This is a genomic window from Streptomyces sp. NPDC001108, from assembly GCF_053598535.1.
In genome coordinates this window covers 1-13,353 of sequence record NZ_JBSFKL010000017.1, presented here as the reverse complement: position 1 = coordinate 13,353, position 13,353 = coordinate 1, and the positions used below count along the sequence as shown (strand labels likewise).

Below are 13,353 nucleotides of genomic sequence, written 5' to 3'. Positions count from 1 at the left end.
TCGGGTTCAGGGGACGGCTGAGGTCGCGGGCTCGGGGAAGGAGGCGTCGGGGCCACGGCGGGCGGCGTCGGCGTACCGCTCGACGGCGGTTCCTCCCACTCCAGGAACGCCCGGCACGAGGTGCAGAACTGCGTCCCCGGCGGATTGTTCCGGCCACACGTCCCGCACCTCACAGGAGCTCCAGGTCGAAGCCCACATGGGCGGGTATCTCCGTACGGATCAGCTCCTCCAGCCGCACCCGGTCGACCTGGTACGGCCCGCTGGGCCGGACCCGGACCGTGACCCACGGGCGCGGGGCGCCCGGGAACCGGGTGTGCGGCGTCGTCGACCACGCCGTGCCGCCGCTCTCCACGATCTCCGGCTCGACGCCGGTCTCCAGCAGCACCGCCTCGGCGAGCCCGCGCCGGGTACCCCGTCTGCTGTGCCGCTCCACCGCGCCCCGCACCGTCGCCCGCCGCCGCTCCACCGGGTGGTCGGCACGGGTGTCGGCGGCCACCCACTGCGCCAGCCAGGCCAGGAAGTCCTCGGGCGCGCTGCGCGGGTCGAGATGGGCGGGCAGGTTGTCGATGGAGAGCAGCACCGGGGCGAGTACGTCGTCGAGCGCCTCCAGGAACCTGCGCAGGAAGTCCTGCTCCAGGTAGACCGCGGGGAGCTGTTCGATCAGCGGGTGCGGGGTCGGCAGCCCGGTCACGGCTGTGCGCATGGCGGTCAGGCCTCCCGTACCCGGAGCTGGTGCTCGTAGCTGAAGACCAGCGCGTGCCGGTCCAGGGCGATCTTGGTGGCGGGTTCGCCGCGCTGTCCGTTGACCGGGTCGGCGGGGAAGAGGCGTACGTCCTCCACCAGGTCCACGCCCGGCACCTGTTGCAGCACGGCGAACGCCTCGCCCGACTGGACGGGCCGGCCGAAGGGCCAGCCGTCGCCGCCCGGCCCGCCGCTCAGCGGGTTGAAGTAGCTGTACAGCGCGGTCAGCGCCTCCTCCCGCACCCGCTCGGCCACCGCACCGCGCCGGGCCTGCACCGAGGCGACCACGGTGACCCCCTGGTAGAAGGGCCGCTCGACCACCAGCCGGGCGCCGATCGGCCGCCGCTCCTCCAGATGGCCCGCGATCAGCGCGAGGGTGTGCTCAGGCGGGACCAGTTCACCGAACTCGATCCGGCCCTGCTCGTCGCTGCGCCCGGACGGCACGACCAGCAGCCGCACCCCGCCGGCGTCGACGTCCGCGTCCTGGCCGGCCGCGATGCACTGGACCCGGGCCGCGTCGGGCGCCACCTCGCGGGCGAGGAGTTCGTAGTCGTGCGGGACGACCGCCCGGTGCAGGGTGCGCAGCGTCATCGGCCCGCGGACCCGGGCCCTCTCCACCGTCTCGCCGTCGACCCCGCCGAGCGCGGGGCGGCGGTTCTCCACCCGGGCCACGTACGGGATGGCGCTGCGCAGCACCCGCAGGGTGGAGCGGGCCACGTTGCCGCGCAGGCCGCCGCCGGTGCGGTACGAGCGGACCCGCACGGTGGCGCCCTTGGGCGGCACCATGCCGTAGTAGCGGATCGAGCCGTCCCGTTCCCGTACGGCGGGGCCGAACTCGACCCGGCCGGAGTTGGGGTCCAGCGTGATGTGCCGGTCCTCGGGGCCGGAGTGCGCGAAGTCGTCGACCCGGGTCCACTCCGTGGGCCGTGCCCCGCCCGCCGGATCGGTCACCTCGACGACGAACTCGCCGGGCACCACCGGCGGCCGGGCCACCGTGAAGCTCTGCCCGGGTACACCCTCGGCGGGGCCGAGCACCTCGTCGGTCACGGTCTCGGCGTGCACCGCCCCGACGGTCGCCCCGATGGTGAACGCGGTGATCCGGCGGACCACCGGGGACGCCATGTAGGTGGGCTGCCCCGGCACCGCCTCGACCAGGCGGCAGCGGAGCCAGCCGCCGGTGCGGCGCACCACGACGGCGGGGGCATGGCCCTGCGGCAGGTGCAGGATCAGCTCGCCGGACCGGTTGAAGCCGCCGGTGTCGTCCTTCTCGGTCTCGCAGGCCGCCCAGGCGGTGCCGTCCCACGCCTCCCAGACCAGCGGCGGGCGCAGCGGGTCGACGCCGACGCCCTCGACCGAGCAGTCCAGCCGCAGCACGACGACCCCGGCGGGCACGGCGGCGGAGAGCCCGATGTAGAGGGCGTCGCCGGGTGCGGGGGTGGTGCCGAAGCAGGGGACGGGCCGGCCGAGGGTCAGCTCCTCGGTGCGGTCGGCGGCCTCGCCGGACGTCGGCCAGGTCGCCAGATGTGCGTAGTCGCAGGGCACGATGGAGAGTTCACCGGCGGTCGTGAAGACCACGGCCTCCTCGGTCTCCGTGCGTACGGTCGCGACCTCCGTGCCGGCCCGGACCCGTACCGGTTCGGGCCGGGGCGCGGAGAGCCGGAACGTCACGTCGGTGCGGGCGGCGGTGGGCGGGTGGAGGCGGACGCCGATCAGGTCGAGGAAGGTCAGATAGCTCTTCTCCGGGACCCGGTTCACCCGGTAGACCAGTTGGTCGACCATGGTCGCGAAGGCTTCGATGAGGGTCACCCCGGGGTCCGACACGTTGTGGTCGGTCCACTCGGGGCAGCGCTGCTGGACGAGCCGTTTCGCCTCGTCGACCAGGCCCTGGAAGCGGCGGTCGTCCAGATACGGGCTGGGCAGCGTCACGCGCCGTCCACCTCCTTGTGCCGCGGGGTCGCGCGGTTCTCGTGCCCGGGGATCGCGGGGTCCTCGTGCTGCGGGATCACATAGAACGGGAAGACCAGGTTCCGGGGGTCGTTGGCGCCCCGGACGGTGTAGCCGATGTCGATGTAGAGGACCCCTTCGTCGGCCTCGTCGAACCGGACGACGACCTCGGTGACCTCGATGCGCGGCTCCCACCGGTCGAGCGCGAGCCGTACCTCGTAGGCGAGTTGCCCGGCGGTGCCCGCGTCGGCCGGGGCGAACACGTAGTCGTTGACGGCGCAGCCGAACTCCGGGCGCATCGGCCGTTCGCCCGGCGAGGTGGCGAGGATCAGCCGGATCGACTCCTCCAGCTCGTGCTCGCCGCGCACCAGGGCGATGGAGCCGGTGGCGTCGGTGCGCGGTGGGAAGGCCCAGCCCGCACCGATGAATTCCTGTCCCATGGGCCGGTCAGCCTCCGATCAGTACGGTCGGGCAGCCGGAGACGATCGGTGCGCCGCAGGCCGCCCGGTCACCGACCCGGGCCGCCGGGAAGCCGCCGATCAGCACCGTCGTGGAGCCGGGCGGAACGATCGCGGACGGGGCGTGCACCGCGGGCGGCGGGAACGAGCACAGGTGCGGGGTGCCGACCGTGGCGGCGGGGAGCCCGCCGATCAGCACGGTCGGGATGCCGGGGGGCCCGACCGTGCCGGGGTGTCCGGTGGGGTCGCCGACCCGGGCGGCCGCGGCTGCTGGCATGGGGTCCGTTCCTCTCGATTCGGTCACCGGTCACCGGTGGGCACGGCACGTCAGTTGATCTTCACCATCGGGGCGTTGACGGAGAGCGAGGCGCCGCTCCTGAGGTCGGTGCGCCGGGAGCCGTCGACGGTGACCTCGGCGCCGCGCACCTCGACCGTGGAGCCGGTGGAGAGGGTGACCTCGCCGTTGCCGCCGTCGACGCTCACTCCGCCGCGCGACTTCAACGTGACGCTCTCGCCGCTCAGTTCGAGGGCGCCCTGTCCGCCGTCGAGCGAGACGCCCCGGTCCGCCCTGATGGAGACCTGCTGCTTGGCCTCGATCGTCACGCTGCCGTCGCTGTGCACGCGGATGACGGTGCCCTTGCGGTCCAGGTCGATCTTCAGCTTCCCGTCACCGGTGAGCAGCCGGACGCCCTGCGGTCCGTTGGCGTCGTCGAGGATCTCCAGCTGGTTGCCGCTCTTGGTGGCGACGGCACGCCGGTTGACGGCGCCGCTGGTCGGGTCGACGAGCGGGCCGCCGGGGGCCTCCTGGGAAGGGGAGGCGGAGGGGGCGGCTCCGGGTGTGTCGGAGGGGGCCGGTGCGCCGGTGGCGGCCGCGGTCGCCGCGCCAACGATCCCGCCGCCGCTCCCGCCCGTCCCCCCGCTTCCGCCCGTTCCGCCGCCCCCGCTGCCCGGGGACGGCCGGTCCTTCCCGTTGTAGAGCCCGGCCAGGACGTACGGCCGGTCCAGGTGCCCGTGCTCGAAGCCCACCAGCACCTCGTCGCCGACCTCGGGGATGAACGCGTCGCCGCCGCCCGTCCCGCCCGACTGCGCCGTACGCGCCCAGTCGCTCGCGTACTCGTCGGAGAGCCAGGGGAACCGCACCTTGACCCGCCCCGAGCCCTCCGGGTCCTGGGTGTCCGTGACGGTCCCGCTGACCAGCCCCGCGCACCGCGAGCCGCCGCCGGGCCCGGTGCCGGTGCCGCCCGCGCCGGGCCCGCCGCCGGTCAGCCCGAACAGGGACCGCTCCTGCTGCCCGGAGACCGTCAGCCAGGTCTCGTAGCCGCGCACCGGGTCGAAGACGTGCCGCGAGGACGTGACCGTGTACCGGCCCTCGAACGGCGCCCCGACCGCGTTGAGCGCCACCGCGCTCCCGGCCCGTACCTCCGGGTTGCCCCGGATCACGGCCTCCAGCTCGGCGAACGACCCGGCGATCCGCTCGGCGAGCGCCTTCGCCGCCTGGTCCACCTGGTCCTGCGCCCCGTACGCCGCGTCGGTGACCACGAACCGGGCCTCGCCGAACGGGGCGGACACCTCGGCGGCGCTCACCCCCAGCTCCAGCGTGGCCGACTTCCCGGCCGGGGCCCGCCCGACCAGCGGCTGCTTGGTCTTCACGTCCCAGCCGCGCACCTCCACCTCGGAGACCTGCTCGGCGGAGGAGACCCCGGCCCGGCAGCGCAGCAGGTTGCTGCCCATCTCCAGGACGAGCGGGTTGCGGTCCGCCCGCGCCGAGCCGTCCGGGGCCCCGCTCGCCTCGGCGGGCCGGGTGACGTGCAACTGCCCGTCGCGTACGTACGCCTGGGCGCCGGCCTCCTCGGCCAGTCCCCGGACGAACTCCCAGTCGGTGACGTTGGGCTGGGCGATGTGTTCCAGCACCGGCCCGGCCACGTCGACCGTGCCCGGTTTCAGCCCGGCCCGCTGGGCGACCTGGGCGCAGATGTCGGCGAGCGTCATGTTCTGGTAGCTGGCCACCCGGCGCCCCCGGAACAGCCGGTGCGACTCGTCGAGCCCGCGGACGACGGTGAAGGTGCCGGTCTCGTCCAGCTCCACCTCCAGCGCGGTGACGACCCCCTTGAGCAGCGGCTTCGGCGTCGAGTCGCCGCCCGCGCGGGCCAGCAGCCGGGCCTCGGTGCCGATCTTCAGTCCGGCCTGCTCCAGCAGCACCCGGTCCGGGTCGCGGAACCGCAGCAGGAACAGGTCGGGGAGCGTCCGGCTGTCGTCGACATACCCCTCGACCAGCGTGTTCACGAACTTTGCGGGCAGCGGCCCGCCGCCGAACTCCACCACCAGCGCCGTCGCGACGCCCGGCCGCGCGGCCATCAGGCCCGCCCCCCGTCCCGGCCCCTGTTCTCCTCCAGCCGGTTCAGCTCGTCGAGCGCGGGGAGCAGCAGCTGCCGTCCCGGGGCGAGCCGCAGCGGGTCGTCGATCCCGTTCGCCTCGGCGATCACCCGCCAGGCCGCCGGGTCGCCGTACTCGCGCTGCGCGAGCGAGGGCAGCGAGTCCCCCGCGTCCAGCCGGTGCACCCGGCGGGCGGCCAGCGCGCCGGAGGTCGGGTTCTGGCCCGGGGTGTCGCCGCTGATCTCTTCCATCGTCACCTGGCAGACGGCCCGGATCGGCACGCCCGCCGTGGTGAACAGGGTGTACTTCGCCTGCACCTGGCTCACATAGCCGGGGAACCCGGTCAGCCCGCCCCAGTGGAAGACCACCCACGGCGGTGAGGAACGCTGCTGCTGGCGGGTCTCGTTCGTCGGAACGCAGCAGGCGAAGAGCTGTTCCACGGCGGTGACCACCCGGGTGTCCTGGGTGTCGCTGGCGTCGAAGAACATCTCCACGGTGAGCTTGCTGGGCTGCGAGCCCTGATACTCGGGCGGGCCGGAGCTCTTGGCGCCCTTGGCCGTACTCCGTTTCCAGGAGGCCGCCTTGGTGAGGCTGAGTTCCTTGGGGTTGAACTGGAAGTCGATCCGCCCGCACGGGCCGCCGGGGGTGAGTCCGCCGCCGGTCGGCGGGGTCCGCAGCTCCAGGTAGGCGTGCTCCAGCTTGGGCCTGGCCGAGCCGCCCCTTCCGGCCGTCGCGGCCGAGACCCCGGACGTACCGGCGGCGCTGAAGGCGATGGGACCCGCACCGCTCACGACGCTCAGCCCTCCATCACATAGCCGTGGTGGGCGATCTCGATCGTCTCCATCGCGACCTTGGGCGACTCGGGGGTGAACGAGGGGCCGGTCCAGCGGACCGGGACGACCTCCAGCAGCCCCCACTGGGCCACCTTCGTCCCGTCCACGGTCCGCGCCTCGATGTGCGCGGTCTTCCGGCTGAACCCGGTCGTCATGGTGGCGAACCAGCGCGCCACCTTCTCGGTCTCCTTGGTCAGCGGCCGGGACAGCTTGACGTTCGGGTACTTCAGGCGGGTCGGCAACTGCCACAGATGCCCGTTGTTCCCGCCCTCCTCCCGGGTTTCGAGCACCACTTCGCAGCCCAGCCCGTCGCATGTGTTGAACGACCCGAGCTCGATGTCGTCGATCGTGACGACGAAGCAGACGCTGACGGCGGGATCGCTGTCCTGGGCGGTGGCCATGGCACGTACCTCTCGTCTTCCTGTGCTGTGTCAGTGCCGGGTGTTGATCAGTGCCGGGTGTTGATGAGGAATCCCGCTCGTTCGCGTTCCAGCCGCAGATCGGCCTTGAAGAGCCGGCTGAGCGGCGGGTACAGGGCCCGTACGAGTTCGTCGGTGACGACGGGGGCCCCGCCGGGCCCGGTGCCGGCCGGGGCGGGGTGGGCCCCGGCGGTGCCCGGTGCCGCTTCCGGACCGGGCCCGGGTTCGGGTTCCGACTCCGGTACGGGGTCCTGGGGCGGGTCCGGGGCCGGCGGGTCCGGTGGGGGCGGTTCCTCGGTCACCGTCTCGCGCTGGACGACGGGGGTGGCGTACGCCGGCGGCGGCGGCCCGAAGACGACGCTGCCGTCCGCCGCGCGCTGCGCCACCCCGGCCGCGAGGGCGGCCGCGCCCGCCGTGGTGAACGCCGGAGCGGTGGGCCCGGCGGCCCGCTGCACGGAACGCGGCACCGGTGGCCCCCCGGCCGCCCGGCGTTGCAGGGACGGGAGCGGGGCGCGGGGCGGCGGCGCTCCCGGCGGGCCGGGGTGCGGGGCCGCGGCGGTACGTTGCAGCGCCGCCGGTACAGAGGACGACGACGGGGTCACCGTGGCCAGGGACGGCGCCCCCGGCCCGGCGTCCGCCCAGCGCACCGGTACGGCGTCCGCCGCGTCCGGTACGGCGGGCGACGGCCCCACCCCGGCGGGCGGTGCCGGAACCACCCCGTCCACGGCGGAACGCTGCACGGCGGCGGGGCCCGCGTCCGGCCCGTTCCGGGGTTCCAGCGGCCGGTCGGCGAGCAGGGGCGCGACCGGGTCGGAGGCGGGGGGCGGTGCCAGGGGCCGCTGCGGCACGCCGGGGAACCGCTGCACCGCCGGTACGGGGCCGGGGCCGGTGTCGACGTTGCCGGGGGCGGGGCCGAGGCCGTCGGGGCCGGAATCGCCGGGGTCCGGGGCCGGCTCCGGAGCGGAGGCGGGCAGCAGCGGCGAGTCGCCGAGCAGCGGAGCGGTAGGTGCGTCGGGCGAGGACGCGGGCGCCGGTGCGGTGGCGTCGGGCGGCGATACCGGCCGGGGCTCCCCGCCGCCCCCGCCCGGAGCGACCGGTACGGGCCCGTCCGCCCCGTCCGGAGCCGCCCCGGCGGGGAGCCGTTGGGCCGTCGGCGGCAGCCCGGCCATCGGCGCGCCGAGCCCGGGTGCCCGCCGGGTCGCCCCGGTCCCCGGCCCCACCGCAAGCTGCACGGGCACGTCCGCCGCCGTCGGCACCACCGGCCCCTGGCCAGCCACCGGCTCGGGTGCCACCACCGCCACCGGCGGCTGCTCGCCCACCAGTCGACGTACCGGGGCTTCCGCCTCCGCCGCGCCTCCGGCCGAGGTCATCGCAGGCGCGCCGCTCGCCACCACCCGCTGCACGGACACCGCCAGGGGCGGCCCACCACCCCGCCGGGGCAGCTCCACCACGCCTTCCGCGGCCCGCTGCACCGCCCCCGGGCCGGAGGCGGCCGGGGGCTCGGGACCGGCCGGTGCGGTGATCCCGTGCACCAGACCGGTCGGCGCTTCCGGGCTGACCAGGTGCCCGAGCGGGGTGCCGAGCGAGGTGTCCTGCCGGGTGGAGAGCGCCCCCTGGAACCCGACCGGGTCGATCGTCAGCTCCTGGGCGCCCAATGTCCTTTGTATGGGAGGCAGTTCGGCGAGGTCGACACGCTCACGCCGCGCGAAGTCCGGTGCCTGCGGACCGCCCGGCCCGCTCGGCCCGCTCTCCGCCGTACGCCCGCCGCCGCGCAGCCAGGACATCAGGCCCATGGTTCTTCCCGCCCCTTCCCGCTCACCGCGCCGTCCGCTACTGCCCGTTGAGGCGGGCGATCTGTGCGACGAACCTCAGTCGTTCCGGATGTTCCAGGTCCAGCAGGTCGTCGAGCGGCCAGTGGAAGTGGTAGGCGAGGTACGCGACCTCCTCGTAGAGCAGGTCGGCCGCGTACGTCACGATTCCCCCAGGCGGCCACCGGCGAGATTCACCGCGAACTCCTCCTTGCAGGCCGGACAGGTCACGGCGGCACGGGTGTGGCCCTCGGCGTTGATCCGGCGGTAGAAGTCCTGGAGAAAGGCCAGGTCGGAGGCGAAGAGGTCCTCGATGATGCCGGGGTGGATGTCGTCGATCGTGCCGATCCGGGTGACCACCCGGGAGATCAGCACGACGGACAGGTACGCCGAGTTCTCCCGGACCCGGTCGTCCCGCAACGGCACGAGTTCGTCCCGCGCGGTCGCCAGCCGCATGACACCCGTGTGGTGCACGACGCCCGCCTCGTCGACGTAGCCGCGCGGCAGCTCGAAGGTGAACTCGGTGCGCAGTGGCTCCCTCCGGCCGGACCCGCCGGTGTGCCCGGCATGCCCGGCGTGACCGTCCCGCCGTTCCCGCTCCTCCGCCGGAGCCGTGCGTCGCATCAGTCGAGTTCCATGCTCTCGTAGGTGATCGAGAGCTTCTCCGTGAGCACCGAGGTGTCACCGGCCTTGAGCGTGCCGATCTCCAGCGACTTCGGCCAGGCGTTGATGAGCTTGTAGCGCTTGATGGCGATGCCCTCGTGGTCGTACACGATGACCGCCCCGTTGCGCCGGGCCGTGGTCATCCGCCCGAACCGGGAGTCCTTGATCCACCGTTCGAAGCTGCTGTCCTCGGTGAGCCCACGGGTCACGGTCACCTCACCGGCCTTCGGCCTGCCGGGGAGCTTCTTGATGGCGTAGCGGCCGTCTGCGGTGTTCTGCTTCAGCTCGATGACGTCCTGTTCCATCTTCAGACCGCTGACCTCGGTGATCTGTTTGATGACGACGCTGTCGAATTCGAGGCCGAACGAGGCCCCGACGGTGCTGTCGAGATCGGGAAGTGGCACAACAGGCTCCTTTACCGCTCTTGCCGCTCTGACCGCTCATTCCGCTGGTACGTGCTGCTCGTTCGCCCCGCTGGTCCGACGCGTTCGCCCTGCCGGTCGGACTCGTTCGCCCCCGCCGGTCCTACTCGTCGACCCCGCCGGTGCCGCCGGTCAGCTGGGAGAGCCGGAAGACGACGAACTCGGCCGGCCGGACCGGTGCCACCCCGATCTCACAGATGACCTGCCCGGCATCGATGCTCTCCGGGGGGTTGGTCTCCCGGTCGCACTTGACGAAGAACGCCTCTTCCGGGGTGAGCCCGAACAGCGCCCCCTTGCGCCACTCGTTGACCAGGAACGCGGAGACCGTGCGCCGGATACGGGCCCACAGCGCGTCGTCGTTCGGTTCGAAGACGACCCACTGGGTACCGGTGAGGATCGACTCCTCCAGGTAGTTGAAGAGGCGCCGCACGTTGAGGTACCGCCAGGCCGGGTCGGAGGCCAGGGTGCGGGCGCCCCAGACCCGGATGCCGCGCCCGGGGAAGGAACGGATGCAGTTCACCCCGACCGGGTTGAGCAGGTCGTGCTCGCCCTTGGTCAGCTGGGTCTGGAGGGCGACCGCCCCGCGTACGACCTCGTTGGCGGGCGCCTTGTGCACCCCGCGCGACTCGTCGTTCCGCGCCCAGACCCCGGCGACGTGCCCGCTCGGCGGCACGAGCCGGGACCGCCCCGACGCGGTGTCCGCGACCCGTATCCAGGGGTAGTAGAGCGTGGCGTACTTCGAGTCGAAGTTGGCGCTCCCGGTGCGCCAGGCGAGGATCTGCTGCGGGCTGAGCCCCGGCGGCGCGTCGAGGACGGCGACCCGGTCGCCCATCAGCTCGCAGTGGGTGATGATCCCCTGCTGCACGGCGATCACCGATTCCAGGTCCAGCAGCCCGCGCTGGTACGCGCTCATCAGGTCCGGTGCGGCGACGGTGGTGATCTCCTCGACCGCTTCCAGCCCGCCGATCCCGGTCCGGCGGTCGGGGTCGCCGACGTACAGCTCGGGCGTCAGCGTCCCGGTGCCGTCCGGTGCGGGCACGGCGGGGGCGAGGGTGACGCTCTGTGGCTCGGGTTTGGCCGGGGCCGCGCCGCGCACGGTCTCGCGCACCTCGATCAGTTCGGACGTGGCGTTCACCCGGGTGGCGATGTTGTCCTTGCTGCGCTTGGTGGTGACGCTGGGGTACGTCTCCGCGACCTGCCCGTCCCGCCGCACGATCAGCTGGAAGACGTCCGAGGGCGGGTCCTCCGCCTCCACCTCGGCTACCTCGACGGTGACCTGACCGGTCACGCCGGGGCGGGGCTTCACCGCGTACGGGCCGAGCTGCGTCTCGGACCCCGCGGGCAGCCGCCCGGCTTCCCGCCCGCCGTCCCCGTCCCCGTCCATGTCCGCCGGGGGCTCGGAGCCGTCGTCGATCCGGACGACGTAGCAGACACCGCCGCCGTTGGCGAAGAACCCGTACACGGCCGACGCCAGATACGTGCCGTCGACGAAGTCACCGAACGTGCCGGCGAACTGGCTCCAGTTGGTGATCAGCGTCGGCTCGTCGAACGGGCCCTTCTGGGCGAAGCCGACGAAGGCGGCGACCGAGGTGCCCACCCCTTCGATCGGCCGGGATCCGGACTCGATCTCTTCGACGTAGACGCCCGGGGACAGGTACGACGGCATATGAGTCTCTCCTTGGCCGGGAACGCCCGCAATTCTCGCGAGACCGTCGATCACCGGGAACGGACGCTCGGCCGCCCTCCCGTGCACCGGCCACTGCCCGATCAGGCAACGCCCGCACGCCGACCGTGCCGCCGGGCGATGCCCTCGAACCCGGTCCGCGTGCGCTGCGTACGGGGTGGTCGCCCCACACACCCTGGAACCGGCGAGCGGGCGAACTCGTAGCGGGGGGACGGATGAAGGAGACTCCGGACAAGGCCCCCTCGGGTTCCGGGTCGGGGTCGGGGTCTGGTCGGGGTGGTGGTGCCCCCCGGCAGAAAGATGTGACGCCCGGCCTCGATGTGTCACGTTCTCCCGCACCGGAGGTCGCCGGCACCCCGGGCCTGCAACGCCTGCATCATCTCCAGCGTGCGGCGGGCAACCGTGCGGTGTCCCGGCTGGTCGCCCAGCGCTACACCCCACCGGTCAAGCCCTCCCCCGCGCAGGCCCCCGGGTTCCGGAAGGTGAAGGCCGACATCGCGGCGAAGAAGATCCGCCTGGCCGCCCACGCCCCCGCCACCACCGAGTCGAAGTCCGCCCAGGACGCCGCCGTCGCACCCCCCGACGACAAGGAAGCCCAGGGCAAGGCCGCCAACACGGAAAAGATGAACGCCGCGAAACCCGGCGAGTTCAACAAACAGGCCTTCATCGACGCCGTGAACAAGGCCATCGACGCCCAGGCCCCGAAGAACCTCGACGACGCCGACAAGTTCTCCACGTCCGGCAAGGCCGACAAGATCAAGGACGAGGTCGACGGCAAGGTCACCGACGGGAAGACCGCCTCCGCCAAGGACATCGACACCGCAACCAAGGCCCCGCCCGACACCGCCGCGGCCAAGGACAAACCCGTCACCCCGATCTCCCCCGACCAACCACCCCCCAACCCCGGCGCGCCCCCGGCCGCCGATGCCGTCCCCGCCAGACAGCCCCCCGCCGTCACCGACTTCTCCCAGGGCCCCGCCGCCAACGACCAGGCCATGGCGGACGCCGAGGTCACCGAGGACCAGCTCGCCAAGGGCAACGAACCCGCCTTCGACCAGGCCCTGTCGGCGAAGAAGACCGCCGAGACCGACTCCGCCAAAGCCCCCGCCAAAGGCCGGGCCGCCGAAACCCAGCAACTCGACGCCGCCAAGGCCGGTGCGGCCGCGTCCGGGACCAGGGCGCTGACCGCCCTCACCGCCACCCGCGCCTCCGCCGGGAAACACGTCGACGGCGGCAAGAACGACACCAAGACCCGCGACGAGAAACGCCGGGCCGAGGCCACCGCGAAACTCCAGAAGGTCTACGACACCACCAGGAAGGACGTCGAGGAAACCCTGTCCGGCCTCGACAAAAAGGTCGACACCGCCTTCACCCAGGGGGAGAAGACCGCCCGGGACGCCTTCACCGCCGACCACAAACGCCGCATGAAGGCCTACAAGGACAAACGCTACTCAGGCATGTTCGGCGGCGCGAAATGGGCCAAGGACAAACTGCTGGGCATGCCGAAAGAGGCCAACAACCTCTTCCAGGAAGCCCGCAAGCTCTACGTCACCAAGATGCAGACCGTCATCGCGACGGTCGCCGACATCATCGGCACCGAACTCGGCCGCGCGAAAGCCCGCATCGCGAAGGGCCGCGCCGACCTCAAAGCCGAGGCCGACAGACTCCCCGCCGACCTCCGCGAGTTCGGCCAGGACGCCGCGAAGGACTTCGCCGGGAAGTTCGACGACCTCGAAACCACCGTCAACGAAAAATCCGAACAGCTCGTCCAGGACCTCGCCCAGAAATACACCGCCGCACTCAACAAGGTCGACGAGGAGATCAAGAAACTCCAGGAAGCCAACAAGGGCCTCGTCGACAAGGCGAAGGACGCGATCGTCGGCGCGATCAAAACGATCAACGAACTCAAGAACCTCCTCCTCGGCATCCTCGCCAAGGCCGCCTCCGCGATCATGAAAATCATCAAGGACCCCATCGGGTTCCTCGGCAACCTCGTCAAAGCCGTCGG

General features: G+C 72.8%; 12 protein-coding genes and 1 pseudogene. 1 reads left to right on the top strand and 12 read right to left on the bottom strand.

Features of this window, described 5'->3' with window-relative positions; all coding sequences use genetic code 11:
- Positions 1-169: 169 nt before the first annotated feature.
- The 12 genes from ACWC97_RS28835 to ACWC97_RS28780 form a co-directional block, all read right to left on the bottom strand.
- On the bottom strand, positions 170-703 hold the full coding sequence (locus ACWC97_RS28835) for a phage tail protein (RefSeq protein WP_385216784.1): 534 nt from the start codon (positions 701-703) through the stop codon (positions 170-172).
- A gap of 5 nt (positions 704-708) precedes the next feature.
- On the bottom strand, positions 709-2,667 hold the full coding sequence (locus tag ACWC97_RS28830) for a putative baseplate assembly protein (protein WP_450652425.1): 1,959 nt from the start codon (positions 2,665-2,667) through the stop codon (positions 709-711).
- Complete coding sequence (locus ACWC97_RS28825) at positions 2,664-3,125, bottom strand: GPW/gp25 family protein (RefSeq protein ID WP_352279743.1); 462 nt, start codon at positions 3,123-3,125, stop codon at positions 2,664-2,666. Before ACWC97_RS28825 ends, ACWC97_RS28830 begins: the two co-directional genes overlap by 4 nt.
- A 7-nt stretch (positions 3,126-3,132) precedes the next feature.
- Positions 3,133-3,420, bottom strand: a complete 288-nt coding sequence (locus ACWC97_RS28820; RefSeq protein WP_450652423.1) for a PAAR domain-containing protein — start codon at positions 3,418-3,420, stop codon at positions 3,133-3,135.
- 50 nt (positions 3,421-3,470) lie between these two features.
- Positions 3,471-5,498: a VgrG-related protein gene (locus ACWC97_RS28815; RefSeq protein WP_352279739.1), complete on the bottom strand. Its 2,028-nt coding sequence runs from the start codon at positions 5,496-5,498 to the stop codon at positions 3,471-3,473.
- A complete protein-coding gene (locus ACWC97_RS28810; protein ID WP_450652421.1) occupies positions 5,498-6,307 on the bottom strand; it encodes a CIS tube protein in 810 nt (269 codons plus the stop codon). The genes ACWC97_RS28815 and ACWC97_RS28810 overlap by 1 nt, the downstream gene beginning before the upstream one ends.
- 5 nt (positions 6,308-6,312) lie before the next feature.
- Positions 6,313-6,750: a phage tail protein gene (locus tag ACWC97_RS28805; RefSeq protein WP_352279735.1), complete on the bottom strand. Its 438-nt coding sequence runs from the start codon at positions 6,748-6,750 to the stop codon at positions 6,313-6,315.
- A 47-nt stretch (positions 6,751-6,797) separates the two neighbouring features.
- Entirely contained in the window at positions 6,798-8,561 is a 1,764-nt protein-coding gene (locus ACWC97_RS28800; protein WP_450652420.1) for a hypothetical protein, read from the bottom strand.
- A 37-nt stretch (positions 8,562-8,598) separates the two neighbouring features.
- Positions 8,599-8,742, bottom strand: coding sequence for a DUF6760 family protein (locus ACWC97_RS28795; protein ID WP_352279731.1), 144 nt, complete (start codon positions 8,740-8,742; stop codon positions 8,599-8,601).
- Complete coding sequence (locus ACWC97_RS28790; protein ID WP_450652418.1) at positions 8,739-9,200, bottom strand: hypothetical protein; 462 nt, start codon at positions 9,198-9,200, stop codon at positions 8,739-8,741. Before ACWC97_RS28790 ends, ACWC97_RS28795 begins: the two co-directional genes overlap by 4 nt.
- The gene (locus tag ACWC97_RS28785) at positions 9,200-9,643 is read right to left on the bottom strand and encodes a phage tail protein (protein WP_352279727.1); all 444 of its coding nucleotides are present in this window, start codon (positions 9,641-9,643) and stop codon (positions 9,200-9,202) included. The genes ACWC97_RS28790 and ACWC97_RS28785 overlap by 1 nt, the downstream gene beginning before the upstream one ends.
- A 121-nt stretch (positions 9,644-9,764) precedes the next feature.
- Complete coding sequence (locus ACWC97_RS28780) at positions 9,765-11,327, bottom strand: phage tail sheath family protein (protein ID WP_450652415.1); 1,563 nt, start codon at positions 11,325-11,327, stop codon at positions 9,765-9,767.
- Between the two features lie 338 nt (positions 11,328-11,665).
- On the opposite strand from ACWC97_RS28780, the pseudogene ACWC97_RS28775 reads away from it, so the two are divergent.
- Positions 11,666-13,353 (top strand): annotated as a pseudogene (locus ACWC97_RS28775) (hypothetical protein); the annotation flags it as partial.

Excerpts from the sequence above, each read along its gene's own strand:
- ACWC97_RS28835 (WP_385216784.1), bottom strand. The coding sequence starts at position 703 with ATGCGCACAGCCGTGACCGGGCTGCCGACCCCGCACCCGCTGATCGAA.
- ACWC97_RS28825 (WP_352279743.1), bottom strand. The coding sequence starts at position 3,125 with ATGGGACAGGAATTCATCGGTGCGGGCTGGGCCTTCCCACCGCGCACC.
- ACWC97_RS28820 (WP_450652423.1), bottom strand. The coding sequence starts at position 3,420 with ATGCCAGCAGCCGCGGCCGCCCGGGTCGGCGACCCCACCGGACACCCC.
- ACWC97_RS28815 (WP_352279739.1), bottom strand. The coding sequence starts at position 5,498 with ATGGCCGCGCGGCCGGGCGTCGCGACGGCGCTGGTGGTGGAGTTCGGC.
- ACWC97_RS28805 (WP_352279735.1), bottom strand. The coding sequence starts at position 6,750 with ATGGCCACCGCCCAGGACAGCGATCCCGCCGTCAGCGTCTGCTTCGTC.
- ACWC97_RS28800 (WP_450652420.1), bottom strand. The coding sequence starts at position 8,561 with ATGGGCCTGATGTCCTGGCTGCGCGGCGGCGGGCGTACGGCGGAGAGC.
- ACWC97_RS28790 (WP_450652418.1), bottom strand. The coding sequence starts at position 9,200 with ATGCGACGCACGGCTCCGGCGGAGGAGCGGGAACGGCGGGACGGTCAC.
- ACWC97_RS28780 (WP_450652415.1), bottom strand. The coding sequence starts at position 11,327 with ATGCCGTCGTACCTGTCCCCGGGCGTCTACGTCGAAGAGATCGAGTCC.